At 56.2% G+C, this 13,292-nt stretch carries 17 protein-coding genes; 16 read left to right on the forward strand and 1 reads right to left on the reverse strand.

Annotated elements, in window-relative coordinates; genetic code table 11:
* Positions 1–117: 117 nt before the first annotated feature.
* From ACFDAU_RS03330 to ACFDAU_RS03355, 6 genes are all read left to right on the forward strand, one after another.
* Positions 118–1,506, forward strand: coding sequence for an ATP-binding protein (locus ACFDAU_RS03330; protein ID WP_413438609.1), 1,389 nt, complete (start codon positions 118–120; stop codon positions 1,504–1,506).
* Positions 1,503–2,234 (forward strand): response regulator, encoded by a 732-nt coding sequence (locus ACFDAU_RS03335; protein WP_413438610.1) that lies wholly within the window; start codon positions 1,503–1,505, stop codon positions 2,232–2,234. Before ACFDAU_RS03330 ends, ACFDAU_RS03335 begins: the two co-directional genes overlap by 4 nt.
* Positions 2,235–2,291: 57 nt before the next feature.
* The gene (locus ACFDAU_RS03340) at positions 2,292–2,795 is read left to right on the forward strand and encodes a DsrE family protein (protein ID WP_413438611.1); all 504 of its coding nucleotides are present in this window, start codon (positions 2,292–2,294) and stop codon (positions 2,793–2,795) included.
* A gap of 200 nt (positions 2,796–2,995) precedes the next feature.
* A complete protein-coding gene (locus ACFDAU_RS03345; protein WP_413438612.1) occupies positions 2,996–3,355 on the forward strand; it encodes a DUF2173 family protein in 360 nt (119 codons plus the stop codon).
* 11 nt (positions 3,356–3,366) lie between these two features.
* Positions 3,367–3,699 (forward strand): DUF2173 family protein, encoded by a 333-nt coding sequence (locus tag ACFDAU_RS03350; RefSeq protein ID WP_413438613.1) that lies wholly within the window; start codon positions 3,367–3,369, stop codon positions 3,697–3,699.
* 21 nt (positions 3,700–3,720) lie between these two features.
* On the forward strand, positions 3,721–4,056 hold the full coding sequence (locus ACFDAU_RS03355; protein ID WP_413438614.1) for a DUF2173 family protein: 336 nt from the start codon (positions 3,721–3,723) through the stop codon (positions 4,054–4,056).
* A 106-nt stretch (positions 4,057–4,162) separates the two neighbouring features.
* Here ACFDAU_RS03355 and ACFDAU_RS03360 read toward each other — a convergent pair whose 3' ends face one another.
* Positions 4,163–5,662: a helicase HerA-like domain-containing protein gene (locus ACFDAU_RS03360; protein ID WP_413438615.1), complete on the reverse strand. Its 1,500-nt coding sequence runs from the start codon at positions 5,660–5,662 to the stop codon at positions 4,163–4,165.
* A 71-nt stretch (positions 5,663–5,733) separates the two neighbouring features.
* On the opposite strand from ACFDAU_RS03360, the gene ACFDAU_RS03365 reads away from it, so the two are divergent.
* The 10 genes from ACFDAU_RS03365 to pal all read left to right on the forward strand — a co-directional run bounded on the left by ACFDAU_RS03365 (position 5,734) and on the right by pal (position 13,288).
* Positions 5,734–6,459, forward strand: coding sequence for a YebC/PmpR family DNA-binding transcriptional regulator (locus ACFDAU_RS03365; RefSeq protein ID WP_124705102.1), 726 nt, complete (start codon positions 5,734–5,736; stop codon positions 6,457–6,459).
* 30 nt (positions 6,460–6,489) lie between these two features.
* On the forward strand, positions 6,490–7,017 hold the full coding sequence (gene ruvC, locus ACFDAU_RS03370; protein WP_413438616.1) for a crossover junction endodeoxyribonuclease RuvC: 528 nt from the start codon (positions 6,490–6,492) through the stop codon (positions 7,015–7,017).
* 16 nt (positions 7,018–7,033) lie between these two features.
* Positions 7,034–7,612 carry a Holliday junction branch migration protein RuvA gene (gene ruvA / locus ACFDAU_RS03375; protein ID WP_413438617.1) on the forward strand — a complete coding sequence of 193 codons (579 nt, stop codon included), beginning with the start codon at positions 7,034–7,036 and terminating at the stop codon, positions 7,610–7,612.
* Positions 7,613–7,622: 10 nt separating this feature from the next.
* On the forward strand, positions 7,623–8,666 hold the full coding sequence (gene ruvB / locus ACFDAU_RS03380) for a Holliday junction branch migration DNA helicase RuvB (RefSeq protein ID WP_413438618.1): 1,044 nt from the start codon (positions 7,623–7,625) through the stop codon (positions 8,664–8,666).
* The gene (ybgC, locus tag ACFDAU_RS03385; RefSeq protein ID WP_413438619.1) at positions 8,659–9,060 is read left to right on the forward strand and encodes a tol-pal system-associated acyl-CoA thioesterase; all 402 of its coding nucleotides are present in this window, start codon (positions 8,659–8,661) and stop codon (positions 9,058–9,060) included. Before ruvB ends, ybgC begins: the two co-directional genes overlap by 8 nt.
* A gap of 2 nt (positions 9,061–9,062) precedes the next feature.
* Positions 9,063–9,746 (forward strand): protein TolQ, encoded by a 684-nt coding sequence (gene tolQ / locus ACFDAU_RS03390; protein WP_413439494.1) that lies wholly within the window; start codon positions 9,063–9,065, stop codon positions 9,744–9,746.
* Positions 9,747–9,749: 3 nt separating this feature from the next.
* Positions 9,750–10,169 carry a protein TolR gene (gene tolR, locus ACFDAU_RS03395; RefSeq protein WP_124705098.1) on the forward strand — a complete coding sequence of 140 codons (420 nt, stop codon included), beginning with the start codon at positions 9,750–9,752 and terminating at the stop codon, positions 10,167–10,169.
* On the forward strand, positions 10,169–11,047 hold the full coding sequence (gene tolA / locus ACFDAU_RS03400) for a cell envelope integrity protein TolA (protein WP_413438620.1): 879 nt from the start codon (positions 10,169–10,171) through the stop codon (positions 11,045–11,047). Before tolR ends, tolA begins: the two co-directional genes overlap by 1 nt.
* A gap of 30 nt (positions 11,048–11,077) precedes the next feature.
* Complete coding sequence (gene tolB / locus ACFDAU_RS03405; RefSeq protein WP_413438621.1) at positions 11,078–12,364, forward strand: Tol-Pal system beta propeller repeat protein TolB; 1,287 nt, start codon at positions 11,078–11,080, stop codon at positions 12,362–12,364.
* A 351-nt stretch (positions 12,365–12,715) separates the two neighbouring features.
* Positions 12,716–13,288, forward strand: coding sequence for a peptidoglycan-associated lipoprotein Pal (pal, locus tag ACFDAU_RS03410; RefSeq protein WP_413438622.1), 573 nt, complete (start codon positions 12,716–12,718; stop codon positions 13,286–13,288).
* The last annotated feature ends 4 nt before the right edge of the window (positions 13,289–13,292 follow it).

Here is a 13,292-nt window from a genome sequence, read left to right on the forward strand (position 1 = left end):
GTTCGAAACGCAAATAATCAGTATCGACCGGTCATTCATGACTGTGCATCTGCACAGTCATGAAGGTAAATATCAAGTATAAAATCAAAACGATACTTAATAGCGCAAGGCCAGACCATGCCGAGATTGCCATTTGTCTATCAGCTCGCACTTGCCCCGGCAGTAATCATTGCATTGCTCACCGGCCTGACAGGATATTCATTGCTTGGTCTGGCCCAGATTCGTCATGAAAATGAGATCGTGCGGCAGTGGGTTCGTATTACTGATCGCCTGCACTTGGCAATGGGTGCAGGGTACCGGCTTCAGAAAATCATTGCGCTCCCGTTGCGCAGTAATCCAGCGACTCCGCTCTCGGCAACGCCGGAATATCTCGGACAATCGGCTATTTTTTCCGAGAACCTGTTATATCCCGAGGTGCTCTATAAGATGCCTTCCGATCTGCGTGCGTTTGTAGAGAAGGAGCAGGCAATCATAAATAATCCCGCCGGATACGATCCTGCGCGGGTCAATTTGGCGTTGGCGCAAGTGTTGCCAAAACTTGAAGCATTCAACAGTGCTTTATGGGATAGAAAACGCGAGGCTTATGCAAATTACTACACCAGGCTCAACAGCGCTATTGCCGATTTGGCAGAGACGTCGCTGTACATGCTGCTTGCATGCCTGTTTCTAGCCGTGCTTCTATCGGCGATTACCGTACGGTCGGTTCGCTCGCGGATTGGAGCACTTGCCAGGCAAGCACGATCCCTGTGCAGTGGAAATCTGGTGCCTGTGGATGCACCATCAACCATCCGCGATGAGCTTGACGAACTGGCTGGCTGTGTTGCCGACATGACCCAGCGTCTCCTCAATGTTGTTGCCGTGGAAAAAGTCCTGCAGGGCGCTGAAAATGAACGCAAGCGCATCGCCATGGATCTGCATGACCAGGTGCTTGCCGATTTAACATCGGTGGCACGTATCCTGGAAACCGTTGAAAAACTGCCGGACAGAGGTGTCGAACAAGCAGTTCAATTGGCATCGCTAAGAAAGGATGTCGTCAACATTTCCACCGACATACGGCGCATTATCGACGATCTTCATCCACAAACGCTGGATATCCTCGGCCTGGAAGCCGCAACCCGTTCTTTCCTTGAGCGTAACGCAGCAGGATCGCCGCGCTGGATGCTCCACTTTGAACACGCTGCCGAACAAGCCCTGACAGAGTTTCAGCGCGTTAATTTATTTCGCATCATCAGTGAGTCCGCCACCAATGTCCTACGCCATGCGCATGCCTCGCTGGGCGAGATTGCCTTGCGCGCAGTGGGCGACCATATTGTATTAACGATCGATGATGACGGCGTAGGGATTGCGGCATCTGGCACAGAGGGTCACGGGCTCTCCAATCTGCGTCAGCGTGCTCGTGCAATGGGTGCCACATTCAAACATGAGCATTCCCGCTTCAATACAGGTACCCGGCTGGATTTTCGCTGGTTGCTTACCTCTCAGCGTGAAGTGAACCCCAAACCATGAATGCCAGCCACACCCTGATCGTAGCGGACGATAATCACCGAGATCGCGGTTTCCTCATCGAGTTGCTTGCGCCACGTCGGGTGATACCGGCAGAGAATGGCATGGAAGCATTGTCCTTGTGCACTGAGTTAGATGAGCCCTGGGTCATTACGGATATCCAGATGCCCAAAATAAACGGCATTGAACTGGCTCGCAGGGTATGGGAAACCAAGCCGGGCGCGCGCTTTCTGTTCTGGTCGCAGTATGACGACGAAATGTACGTACGCGCACTCGCAAAAATAGTTCCGGCGGAAACCGTTTACGGCTACATCCTGAAAAATAATTCGCTGGAGGTTCTTGAAAAAGCGGTAAACGCGGTTTTCGAGGAATGCCAATGCTGGATTGATCCACAAGTGCGCCCGGTGCAGGCCAGGGCGCACAAACACGCCACGTCGATCACCGACATCGAATTTGAAGTTCTGATAGACCTCGCGCTGGGGCTGACAGATAACGCCATCGCGGAACGGCACTATCTGTCCCGGCGTGGCGTCCAGAATCGACTCCAGTCGCTTTACATGAAGCTTGGCGCCAATGCGGAAGCCTCTACTTTGTGCGACAGCGAACTGATCAATGTGCGTATGCGTGCAGTGGCGCTTGCCTTGCAGCGTGGATTAGTCAATCAATTTGAACTCCAGAAAGAGGAAGAAAAATTGGCCGCCTGGATCAAGTTTCAAAACAGCCATGCATGAACACAGTGTCTGGCCTGTTTGTGCCATGCCGCCAATTCAATCCATAGGAGATGCGCCGTGAGATGGAAACAGTCCGTCATGGTTATTTTAAGTATGCTGACATGCCTGGGTACCGCGACTGCGAAGGACATTGCTGTCCCCTATGGAACCGCTACGGTTAAAACGCGTCCGACTCCTGTTCTCAATACCGTGTTCGACGTAAGCTATGACGACCCGCAAAAACTCGATCTCCTCTATGATTTTGTGCGGAATACCCGCCAGGTTACGCGCGGAAAAGTGGCGATCGTTACTCATGGTCCTGAACTCAGGGCTTTCGCCAAGGAAAACTATGCAAAATACCAGGCCATTGTTGACAAAATGGCCGCTCTGTCAAAAGAGGGCGTGGTGTTTTACATGTGCAGCAATGCCATGAAAATGGCCGGTTATAAGCCCGAGGATATGGTTGGTTTTATTACCGTGGTGCCATCCGGTTTTGCGGAAATCGCCTATCTTGAATACAGGGGTTACCAGTACATCAATCCGACGCCTTTATCCACTGAGGATATACGCAAAATCAAATAAGCGGAGCACTCGTTCCGCTACAGTTACGAGTGCGAGTCGATTCATGGAAAGAATACATATGGCTGTGTTCCAAACCCGTCCGCACTGAAGTTTCCATCTCGGGTACATCATGGTGCGAATTTTTTATTTTCTTCTATAGTCAAACTTGTTTTGTTATTTAACGCTGATCATAAGGTTTCTAAAATAGTCGAGAGGTATTCATGTCAAGATCATCGGAATTGCTGAAACTTTCAGGTGCCATGGCTGCGGGCCTGTTTTCGCGAAAAGGATTGCTGGAAGAGTTTGAAGGCTCTTTCCCCATGACGGAGGCCCAGTCGATGGCTAGCTTATGTTCCTCCATTACGCTCACCATGGAAATGCAAGGCCTGCTCCTGGACCGTCTGGCGAATAAGTCAGGCTGGGAATCCTGCTATGGCTGGGCGATGTGGGGTCCGGAAACGTGCATAGCCAGTGTACGAGACAGCATGTGCATTTTGGATCTGCAAAGGGCTTCGTTTGGCGAAGTGATTTCGGTCATGCGCCAATCTGCAGGGGTGGATGATGAAATGAATGCTGCATGAAAGGAAATAATATGCCTACATTGGATCAATTGATGTCTTTGCCCGGCGTGTATGGTGCAATCGAGTTTTCCTGTAAGGGTGAGCTGGGTGAAATGCGTGGCGAAATCGATAAAGAATTCGCCGAGCTGGTCGCCCAGATGTGCGCAGCCAACGTCGCAATTTACCGAATGCAGGCGACAGGGTGGAGCAAATATACTGACCAGCGGGGTTTTCTGCCGGAACGTGGTTTTGCTTTCCTGAGCCTCGATCACGTAATGATGGGTATGGGAAGCCAGGCTATCCTGGCGCATGCTAAAGATTTTGATTATGACCGAGCTTATACAGTCTTCAATGAAAACGTCTAGCCATGCAAGGAGGATGGAGCCATGATGGACCTGGAAGATATGCTTGGTATCAAGGGCGTGGTTGCCGCGTTTCGCTACAATGATGACGGCTCACTGGCCGAGTCGGCTGGAGATTTGGATCTGGAAAATGCCGGTCTTGCAGCCCAGCTTTGTTACGCCAATGGACGCATTTCCCACCAAAACAGCGATTTGCTCATGACCATATCCGGCAAGGCAGGCTGGCCGCCACAAGGATGGATGATGCTCGGCAATGCCTTATCTATTTGCACCAGAACAAACATTGTGTGCTTTGTACGTAACCAGGAGGTTTCCTTTAACGAGGTATTTCACGCATTGGATGAACTGGGGCACGAATAGGCGGGTGCCTTAAAAGGTATCTGGTCGGCCAGGATGCCATTCCTCGCCGAATTCCCGCACCGGCATCACTTTTCCACCACGTAACTAAATGGGGGTTCGCAAAGATTTATCGTTTGCTTCCCAGCAACGAACCCAGCACCCCGCGTATGATCCGCCGTCCCATTTCCGAGCCGATGGCGCGGGCGGCGCTTTTGGCCATGGCCTCCATCGCGCCCTGGCGGCCTCGGTTACCGCTACCTCCGCCGAAGATGGTGCCCAACAGCCCGCCATTGTCCGCTTGGGTCTCGGCTTGTTTGGCCTCGGTTTGTTGCGTGGATGCGACTGCGGCCTGTTCGGCGCGGAGTTTGAGTTTTTCGTAGGCGGATTCACGATCCACTTCTTTTTCGTAATGCCCGGCGACCAGAGAATCGGCGATAACGGCCTGACGTTGCGCCGGAGTAATAGGGCCGATCTGGCCTTGCGGCGGCAGGATGAAGGCGCGCTCGACCATGCCTGGGCGGCCTTTTTCGTCGAGGAAGGACACCAGCGCTTCGCCTACACCCAGTTCGGTGATGACGGTTTCTTCATCGAGATCAGGGTTGTCGCGCATGGTTTCGGCTGCGGCCTTGACGGCTTTCTGGTCGCGCGGACTGAAGGCGCGCAGGGCGTGCTGGACGCGGTTGCCGAGTTGGGACAGCACTTTGTCGGGCACGTCCGCCGGGTTCTGGGTGACGAAGTACACACCCACGCCTTTGGAGCGGATGAGCCGTACCACCTGTTCGATTTTATCCACCAGGGCTTGTGGTGCGTCGTTGAACAGCAGGTGGGCTTCATCAAAGAAAAACACCAGTTTGGGCTTGTCCAGGTCGCCTGCCTCGGGCAGGTTTTCGAACAGCTCAGCCAGCAGCCACAGCAACAGCGTGGCGTAGGTTTTGGGCGATTGCATCAGCTGGTCGGCGCACAGGATATTGACCATGCCGCGCCCTGCCGAGTCGGTCTGAATCAGGTCCGCGATGTTCAACATCGGTTCGCCGAAAATCTTCTCGCCGCCCTGGCTATCCAGCTCCAGCAAGCCGCGCTGGATGGCGCCGATACTGGCAGCGGAGACGTTGCCGAATTCGGTGGTGAAGTCCTTGGCGTTGTCGCCCACGTATTGCAGCATGGCGCGCAGATCCTTGAGATCAAGCAGCAACAGGCCATTGTCATCCGCAATTTTGAAGACCAGGTTGAGCACACCCGCCTGCGTGTCGTTGAGGTTGAGCATGCGTCCCAGCAGCAGCGGTCCCATGTCGGAGATGGTGGCGCGCACCGGGTGGCCCATAGCGCCGAATGGATCCCAGAAGGTGACCGGGTAAGCCTGATAAGAAAAATCGGTCAGCGCGAGTTGCGTCACGCGGGCTTCAACCTTGGCGTTGCCGCCGCCGGCCTGGGAGACGCCGGACAAATCGCCCTTCACATCGGACATGAACACCGGCACGCCGATGGCGGAAAAATGCTCGGCCATGACCTGCAGGGTGACGGTCTTGCCGGTGCCGGTGGCGCCGGTGATGAGGCCGTGGCGGTTGGCCATTTGCGGCAGCAGGTAGAGCGGTTGGGTGGCTTGGGCGATGTGCAGCGGCTCGGTCATGGCTCTGGCCTTATCGGTTAGGGGGTCGCAATGGTAAGATTAGCGTATTTTTGAGAATACCAGAGGTAGTTATGGCCGGCCACAGCAAATGGGCGAACATCAAACACAAGAAAGCCGCGACTGACGCCAAGCGCGGCAAGATTTTTACGCGCCTGATCAAGGAGATCACCGTTGCCGCCAAACTGGGTGGAGGCGATGTAAGTTGCAACCCGCGTTTGCGTCTGGCGATGGACAAGGCATTCGACGCCAACATGCCGAAGGACACCACCGAGCGCGCCATCAAGCGCGGTTGTGGTGAGCTGGAAGGCGTGAATTATGAGGAAATACGCTATGAGGGTTACGGCATCAACGGCGCGGCTGTGATGGTGGATTGCCTCACCGACAACAAGGTGCGCACCGTTGCCGATGTGCGTCACGCGTTCAGCAAATACGGTGGCAACATGGGTACCGACGGCTGCGTGGCGTTCCAGTTCAAGCATTGCGGACAGCTCTTGTTTGCTCCCGGAACCGACGAGGACAAGCTGATGGAAGCCGCGCTGGAAGCGGGTGCGGATGACATTGTCAGCCACGAAGATGGCAGTATCGAAGTCATTACGCCGCCGTACGAGTTGCGTACCATCAAACAGGCGCTGGAGGCGGCCGGATTCAAGCCGGAATTCGCTGAAGTGAGCATGAAGGCGCTGAATGAAACCGAACTCACCGGCGACGATGCAGAGAAAATGCAGAAGCTGCTGGATGCGCTGGAATCGCTGGACGACGTGCAGGAGGTATTTACCTCTGCAGTGATCAATGAGTAGCTGCACGCAGCCCGATTTGAACGCGCCAAGGTGAATAGTATCCGCATCCTCGGCATCGACCCCGGCCTGCGCATTACAGGTTTCGGGATCATAGAAAAAACCGGCAATCGTATTCAATACCTTACCAGCGGCTGCATCAAGAGCGGGGAAGGGGAATTGCCGGAACGGCTGAAAGTCATCCTGCTGAGCCTGCGCGAGGTGATCCACAGCAATCAGCCGCAGCAGGTGGCAGTGGAAAAGGTGTTCGTCAACGTCAATCCGCAGTCCACCCTGTTGCTCGGCCAGGCGCGCGGTGCGGCGATTTGCGCGGCAGTGCTGGAGGCGTTGCCGGTGGCCGAATATACCGCGCTGCAAGTGAAACAGGCGGTGGTGGGCAACGGCCACGCTGCCAAGGAACAGGTGCAGGAAATGGTCAAGCGCCTGCTGAATCTGCCCGGTGTGCCCAGCCCGGACGCCGCCGACGCACTGGCCTGCGCCATCTGCCATGCGCACGGCGGGCAAGGGCTGGGTGGTTTCGCCACGGCGGGATATCGGGTTAAAAACGGGCGCCTGGTGTGAATGAAAAGGATCGCAAATGATCGGCAGAATTACCGGTACGCTCATCGAAAAACACCCGCCGCAGATTGTTGTGGATGCGCATGGAGTCGGCTACGAAATCGACGTGCCCATGAGCACTTTCTACAATCTGCCCGCCATTGGCGAGCGGGTGGCACTGCATACGCATCTGGTAGTGCGCGAGGACGCACAGTTGCTGTATGGCTTTGGCAGCGAGGCAGAACGTGCGACCTTCCGGCAGCTCATCAGGATTACCGGCGTCGGCGCGAAAATGGCGCTGGCGGTGCTGTCCGGCATGAATGCGAACGAGCTGGCGCAAGCCGTGGCGATGCAGGATACCGGTCGCCTCACCAAAATTCCCGGCATCGGCAAGAAAACCGCCGAGCGCCTGCTGCTGGAACTCAAGGGCAAGCTTGCCGACGCGTTGCCGGGGGCGGGGCAGGGCGGGGTAGCGGCTGCCGGCGGCGACGTGCTGAACGCGCTGCTGGCGCTGGGTTACAATGAACGCGAAGCAACCCATGCCGTGCGTCAGTTGGCCGCCGGTGCCGGCGTGGAAGACGGCATCCGCCAGGCGCTTAAATTGCTCTCCAGGACATGATTAAATCCGCATGATCGAAACCGACCGTCTCATCGCGCCTGCCGCGCAAAGCGTCGCCGAAGAGCAAATCGAACGCGCTCTGCGCCCCAAGCATTTGTCCGAATATGTCGGGCAGGAAAAAGCGCGCGGACAGCTCAGCATATTCATCGAGGCGGCGCGCAAGCGTCGTGAATCACTCGATCACGTGCTGCTGTTTGGCCCGCCCGGACTGGGCAAGACTACGCTGGCACACATCATCGCGCGCGAGATGGGCGTGAACATGCGCCAGACCTCCGGACCGGTGCTGGAACGCGCCGGCGATCTGGCCGCCTTGCTCACCAATCTCGAACCCAACGACGTCCTGTTCATCGACGAAATCCACCGTCTGAGTCCGGTGGTGGAGGAAATACTCTACCCGGCGCTGGAAGATTTTCAGCTCGACATCATGATCGGCGAAGGCCCGGCCGCACGCTCGGTCAAGCTTGATTTGCCGCCGTTCACCCTGGTTGGCGCCACTACCCGCGCCGGTATGCTCACCAATCCGTTGCGCGACCGTTTCGGTATCGTCGCCCGGCTGGAGTTCTACACGCCGGAAGAGCTTGCCCGCATCGTTGCCCGTTCTGCGCATTTGCTGGAAATGAGCATCGTGGATGACGGCGCATTTGAAATCGCGCGCCGTTCGCGCGGCACGCCGCGTATCGCCAACCGCTTGCTGCGCCGGGTGCGCGATTATGCCGAAGTGCGCGCCGATGGCATTGTCAGTCGCAATGTGGCCGACGCCGCGCTGGTGATGCTCGACGTGGATAGCGCCGGGCTGGACGTAATGGACCGCAAATTGCTCGCCGCAGTGCTGGAAAAGTTCGACGGCGGCCCGGTCGGGCTGGATAACCTAGCAGCTGCCATCGGCGAAGAACGCGATACCATCGAGGATGTGCTCGAACCCTTTCTTATCCAGCAGGGCTATTTGCAGCGCACGCCGCGCGGCAGGATGGCCACCGCCATGGCCTACCGCCACTTTGGCCTGGCCGCGCCAGGCAAGACTGCGGCAGCGGAATTGTGGGATGGCGATGTCTGAATTCGTGTGGCCGGTGCGAGTTTATTACGAAGATACCGATTTCGGGGGCGTGGTGTATTACGCCAATTACCTCAAATTCATGGAGCGCGCCCGTACCGAGTGGCTGCGCGCGCTGGGTTTTGAACAGACTGAACTGATAGCCGTGCATGAAATCATGTTTGTGGTGCGGCGCGTCACCGTGGAATATCTGCAGCCAGCCCGTTTTAATGATGAACTCCGCGTAGTCAGCACGGTCAAGCGCTTTGGTCAGTGCCGTATTGTTTTTGCCCAGAATATTGTGCGCGACAATTTACTCGTCGGTGGGGAAACCGAGGTGGCGTGCGTCAGCTCGCTGTCATTCAAACCGGTTAAAATACCGGACACTCTTTTACAGGCATTGGAAAAAATAGCGTGAATATCGGGTTAAGCCAGGATCTTTCCATGCTGGCGCTGGTCGGCAACGCCAGTCTGGCAGTGCAATTCGTGATGGGACTGTTGCTGGTCGCGTCGTTCATGTCATGGTGGTACATTTTTATCAAAATGTTCGCTATCCGGCGTGCCACCCGTATGGCTGAAGCGTTCGAGAAAGAGTTCTGGAGCGGGACCGACCTGCATACACTATTCAAGCGGGCCACTCAGGACTGGAAGGAGGCAGGCGAACTGGAGCGCATTTTTGAGGCGGGATTCCGCGAGTTCAGCAAGCTCAAGGGACAGCCCGGCATGGATATGAGTGCCGTGATGGGAGGTGCCAGACGCGCCATGCGTGCCACCTACCAGCGCGAGATGGACAGGCTGGAATCGAATCTGGCGTTCCTCGCTACAGTTGGCTCGGTGAGCCCCTACGTCGGATTGTTTGGCACCGTATGGGGCATCATGAATGCGTTCCGCGGTTTGTCGAATGTGGTACAGGCCACACTGGCAAATGTGGCACCGGGAATTGCCGAGGCGCTGATAGCCACGGCCATGGGCCTGTTCGCCGCGATACCGGCGGTGGTCGCATACAACCGTTACACCCATGATATCGACCGCCTGGCCAACCGCTTCGAGAGCTTCATGGAGGAGTTTTCCAACATCCTGCAACGCCAGGCGCACAAGGCTTGATAGATGAGTAGCCGCCGCCCGCGCAAGCAGATGAACCAGATCAATGTGGTGCCCTACATCGACGTGATGTTGGTACTGCTGATTATTTTCATGATCACCGCGCCGATGATTAACCCCGGACAGGTGGAATTGCCGAGTGTGGCCAAATCACAATCAGTACCGGTGGAACCGATCGAAGTCACGATTCGTGCCGACGGCACGCTACGCTTGCGTGATCGGGCCACTGGCGGTTCGGACAATGCCGTTACGCGTGGCGAGCTGGCCGGCATTATCAATGAGAAGCAGCAAGCTAATCCGGATCAGCCGGTCGTCATCGCAGCCGACAAGAATGTGCGCTATGAAGAAGTAATGAAGATAATGAGCCTGATGCAGCAAAACCACGTCAAACGCCTGGGGTTGCTGGCCAAACCCGGGGCCAGCTGATGCGGGAGGATACGGTTAAACCAGGGCGTTTGCCCGCTGCCATATTGGCGGTGCTGGTGCACTTGCTGTTTATCGGATTTTTGATATTTAGCGTGAACTGGCGATCCCATCCGCCTCCGCCGGTGATGGCGGATTTGTGGGAAGCATTGCCGCCGCCTCCGGCCAGGCCAGTGGTGAAGCCTCAGCCGGCGCCGAAACCCAAGCCCGAGCCGTTGGTAGAGCCGCAGCCACCTCAGCCGCAGCCCGATATTGCATTAAAGGAAAAAAAGCGGAAAGAACGCTTGGAACGTGAGCAGCAACAAGCGCAGCTTGAGCAGCAAAAGCGGGCCGAGGCACAACAGCGCAAACAGCAACAGTTACAGCAGCAAAAGCAGGAAGCCGAGCAACGCAAACAGGCCGAACAGGAAAAACAGCAGCAGGAGAAACAGCTGGCGGCGAAACGTAAACAAGACGAGATGAAGCGCAAACAAGAAGCCCTGCTTAAGCTGAATGCGCAACAGGCGCGCGATCTCATGAACAAGGAATTGGCGAGCGAAACCAGCCGGTTGCAACAGGCCCAGCAGGCAAGTCAGCTGGGTGCCGAGCAGGCCAAAATGGAGGCAACCTACAAGGAGCGCATCCGCAGCAAGATCGCCAGCATGTTGAACCTGCCGGAGAACATGGTCGGCAACCCCAAGGCTGTCTTTGCCGTGACGGTACTGCCCAGCGGTGAAGTCGGGTCGGTCAAGCTGATTAGCAGCAGTGGCCAGCCTGCATACGATACGGCCGTGGAACGGGCGATTCTGAAAGCGGTGCCGTTGCCGCTGCCGCCGGATAAAGCGGTCGCCGCGCGCTTTCGCGATCTGACCTTGCCAATCCAGCCAAAGCAGGAAAATTGAGCTGGTTGAATGTGTTAAAATGGACAACTTATGAAGACTGAATGGCTTAATCCAAACCGTACCCGATTTGCTGTTTTCCTGTTGCTGCTCGGCCTGGCGCAGGCTGCCTTCGCAGCCATGACGATAGAGGTGTTTGGCGGTGCGGCCACCCGTATTCCAGTGTCCATTGTGCCGTTCGCTGGCGCGCCGGGTCCGGCGCAGGTCATCAGCAGCGTGGTGGGGGGGGATTTGAACCGCAGCGGTCAGTTCAGGCTGGTGGACGCGAGCAGCGTGCAACCGCCTCCTACCGATGCCGGAGACGTGCCGTTCCCGGCATTTAAGGCGCTAGGCAGCGATGCCGCGGTAATCGGGCGCATCGTGCCATTGCCGGATGGGCGGCTGGAAGTGCGATTTCGGCTGATGGACGTGGTCAAGCAGACCCAGATTGCCGGATTCAACTACACTATTGTACCCGCGCAGTTGCGTGCCACCGGCCACAAGATTGCCGATGTGGTGTATGAAAAACTCACCGGTATCCCCGGGTCTTTTTCCACCCGCATTGCCTACATCATCAAGCATGGCAAACACTATCAGTTGCTGGTAGCAGATTCGGACGGACAGGATCCGCAGGTCGTGGTGAATTCGGTGCAACCGCTAATTTCGCCAGCCTGGTCGCCGGACGGCACGCGCATTGCGTATGTCTCGTTTGAGAACAAGAAGCCGGTCATTTACGTGCAGTCACTTGCCACAGGTTCGCGCCGAGTGCTGGCCAATTTCAAGGGTAGCAATAGCGCGCCGGCGTGGTCACCGGATGGCACGCGACTGGCGATAGTGCTGTCGCGGGACGACGGCTCGCAAATTTATACTATCAAGGCGGATGGTTCGGACGTGACCCGGTTGACGCATGGCGGCAATATCGATACAGAACCGGCCTGGAGTCCGGATGGCAAGTCGTTGCTGTTTACCTCCGATCGCGGCGGTAGCCCACAGATTTATCGTATGGACGCGAACGGTAGCGATATCAAGCGCGTCACTTTTGAGGGCAAATATAATGTCTCGCCGGCGTGGAGTCCGGATGGAAAAAGCTTTGCTTATATTCGTCGCGATGCCGGGCGTTTTCAGGTTGCGCTGCAAAACCTCGATAACGGCCAGGTGCAGGTGTTGACCGATACCACGCACGATGAGTCGCCCAGTTTTGCCCCCAATGGCAGCATGATTGTTTACGCAACCGAAATTAACGGCCGTGGAATTTTGGCAACGGTATCGGTGGATGGTAAAACGCGCGCCCGTTTATCCGATCAGGCAGGCGACATGCGCGAGCCGGCCTGGGGGCCTTAAACTGACGAAATTGTCAGCAAGGAACTCATAATGAAATCCAGCATCCCAAGCGCTGTCGTAGCTGGATGCTGGAGAATCCTCCCAGGTTTTGCGCAAGGCATTACGGGCCGCTTAGCTAACATGCAGGTACGACATGGGGAGTTGGCAGAATCGAACCTGTGAAACAGGAAATGCTTTTCTCAGGGAAGCCATGAACCCGGGGATCATCAGAAATGCTGCGCTATGCCTGTTGTCATGGGCAGGTCTGGCACTATGATGAATTTGGCCAAGCCGCAGCGCGGCCATGCTGGCTTGGGCAATAACTTGTTCAACTGGTTGCACGTGTAATTAACTAAACTAAAAGGAAATAACATGAACAAAATGATACTGAGTCTGCTGCTGGTTGGTGTACTGGCTGGCTGTTCGTCGATGCAGGAAAAACCTGCCAATGTGCAGGATTTGAATGCGCAAAAAGCACAACAGGATGCGGCAGCAAAAGCTGCAGCGGAAAAAGCTGCCGAACTGCGTGCGCTGGAGCAACGTCGCCTCGCCGAACAGGAAGCAGCTCGCAACAAGCAGGTTAATCCGCTCACCGACCCTAACAGCCCGTTGTCGCAACGCAGTATCTATTTTGATTTCGACAGCTCGGTGGTGCAAAACAGCTACCGCCCAACGCTGCAGGCTCACGCCGCTTATCTGAGCAGCCACAAGGATGCCAAAGTCACGCTGCAGGGCAATACCGATGATCGCGGCAGCCGTGAATATAACCTGGCGCTGGGTCAACGTCGTGCCGACAGCGTACGCAAGGTGCTGAACACCCTGGGTGTGCCCGAGTCGCAGATGGAAGCAGTCAGCTTCGGCGAAGAAAAACCCAAAGCCACTGGTGATGACGAAGCTGCCTGGAAAGAAAACCGCCGCGTTGATATCGTCTATCAAGGCGAGTAACAGC

This window comes from Sulfuriferula sp. GW1, assembly GCF_047300855.1.
GTDB lineage: Bacteria > Pseudomonadota > Gammaproteobacteria > Burkholderiales > Sulfuriferulaceae > Sulfuriferula.

Bases quoted from the DNA above. Each gene is read 5' to 3' on its own strand.
- tolR (WP_124705098.1), top strand. From the start codon at position 9,750: ATGAGTAGCCGCCGCCCGCGCAAGCAGATGAACCAGATCAATGTGGTG.
- ACFDAU_RS03350 (WP_413438613.1), top strand. From the start codon at position 3,367: ATGCCTACATTGGATCAATTGATGTCTTTGCCCGGCGTGTATGGTGCA.
- tolB (WP_413438621.1), top strand. From the start codon at position 11,078: ATGAAGACTGAATGGCTTAATCCAAACCGTACCCGATTTGCTGTTTTC.
- ACFDAU_RS03330 (WP_413438609.1), top strand. From the start codon at position 118: ATGCCGAGATTGCCATTTGTCTATCAGCTCGCACTTGCCCCGGCAGTA.
- pal (WP_413438622.1), top strand. From the start codon at position 12,716: ATGAACAAAATGATACTGAGTCTGCTGCTGGTTGGTGTACTGGCTGGC.
- ybgC (WP_413438619.1), top strand. From the start codon at position 8,659: ATGTCTGAATTCGTGTGGCCGGTGCGAGTTTATTACGAAGATACCGAT.
- ACFDAU_RS03335 (WP_413438610.1), top strand. From the start codon at position 1,503: ATGAATGCCAGCCACACCCTGATCGTAGCGGACGATAATCACCGAGAT.
- ruvB (WP_413438618.1), top strand. From the start codon at position 7,623: ATGATCGAAACCGACCGTCTCATCGCGCCTGCCGCGCAAAGCGTCGCC.
- ruvA (WP_413438617.1), top strand. From the start codon at position 7,034: ATGATCGGCAGAATTACCGGTACGCTCATCGAAAAACACCCGCCGCAG.
- ACFDAU_RS03360 (WP_413438615.1), bottom strand. From the start codon at position 5,662: ATGACCGAGCCGCTGCACATCGCCCAAGCCACCCAACCGCTCTACCTG.
- ACFDAU_RS03355 (WP_413438614.1), top strand. From the start codon at position 3,721: ATGATGGACCTGGAAGATATGCTTGGTATCAAGGGCGTGGTTGCCGCG.
- ACFDAU_RS03345 (WP_413438612.1), top strand. From the start codon at position 2,996: ATGTCAAGATCATCGGAATTGCTGAAACTTTCAGGTGCCATGGCTGCG.
- ACFDAU_RS03365 (WP_124705102.1), top strand. From the start codon at position 5,734: ATGGCCGGCCACAGCAAATGGGCGAACATCAAACACAAGAAAGCCGCG.
- tolA (WP_413438620.1), top strand. From the start codon at position 10,169: ATGCGGGAGGATACGGTTAAACCAGGGCGTTTGCCCGCTGCCATATTG.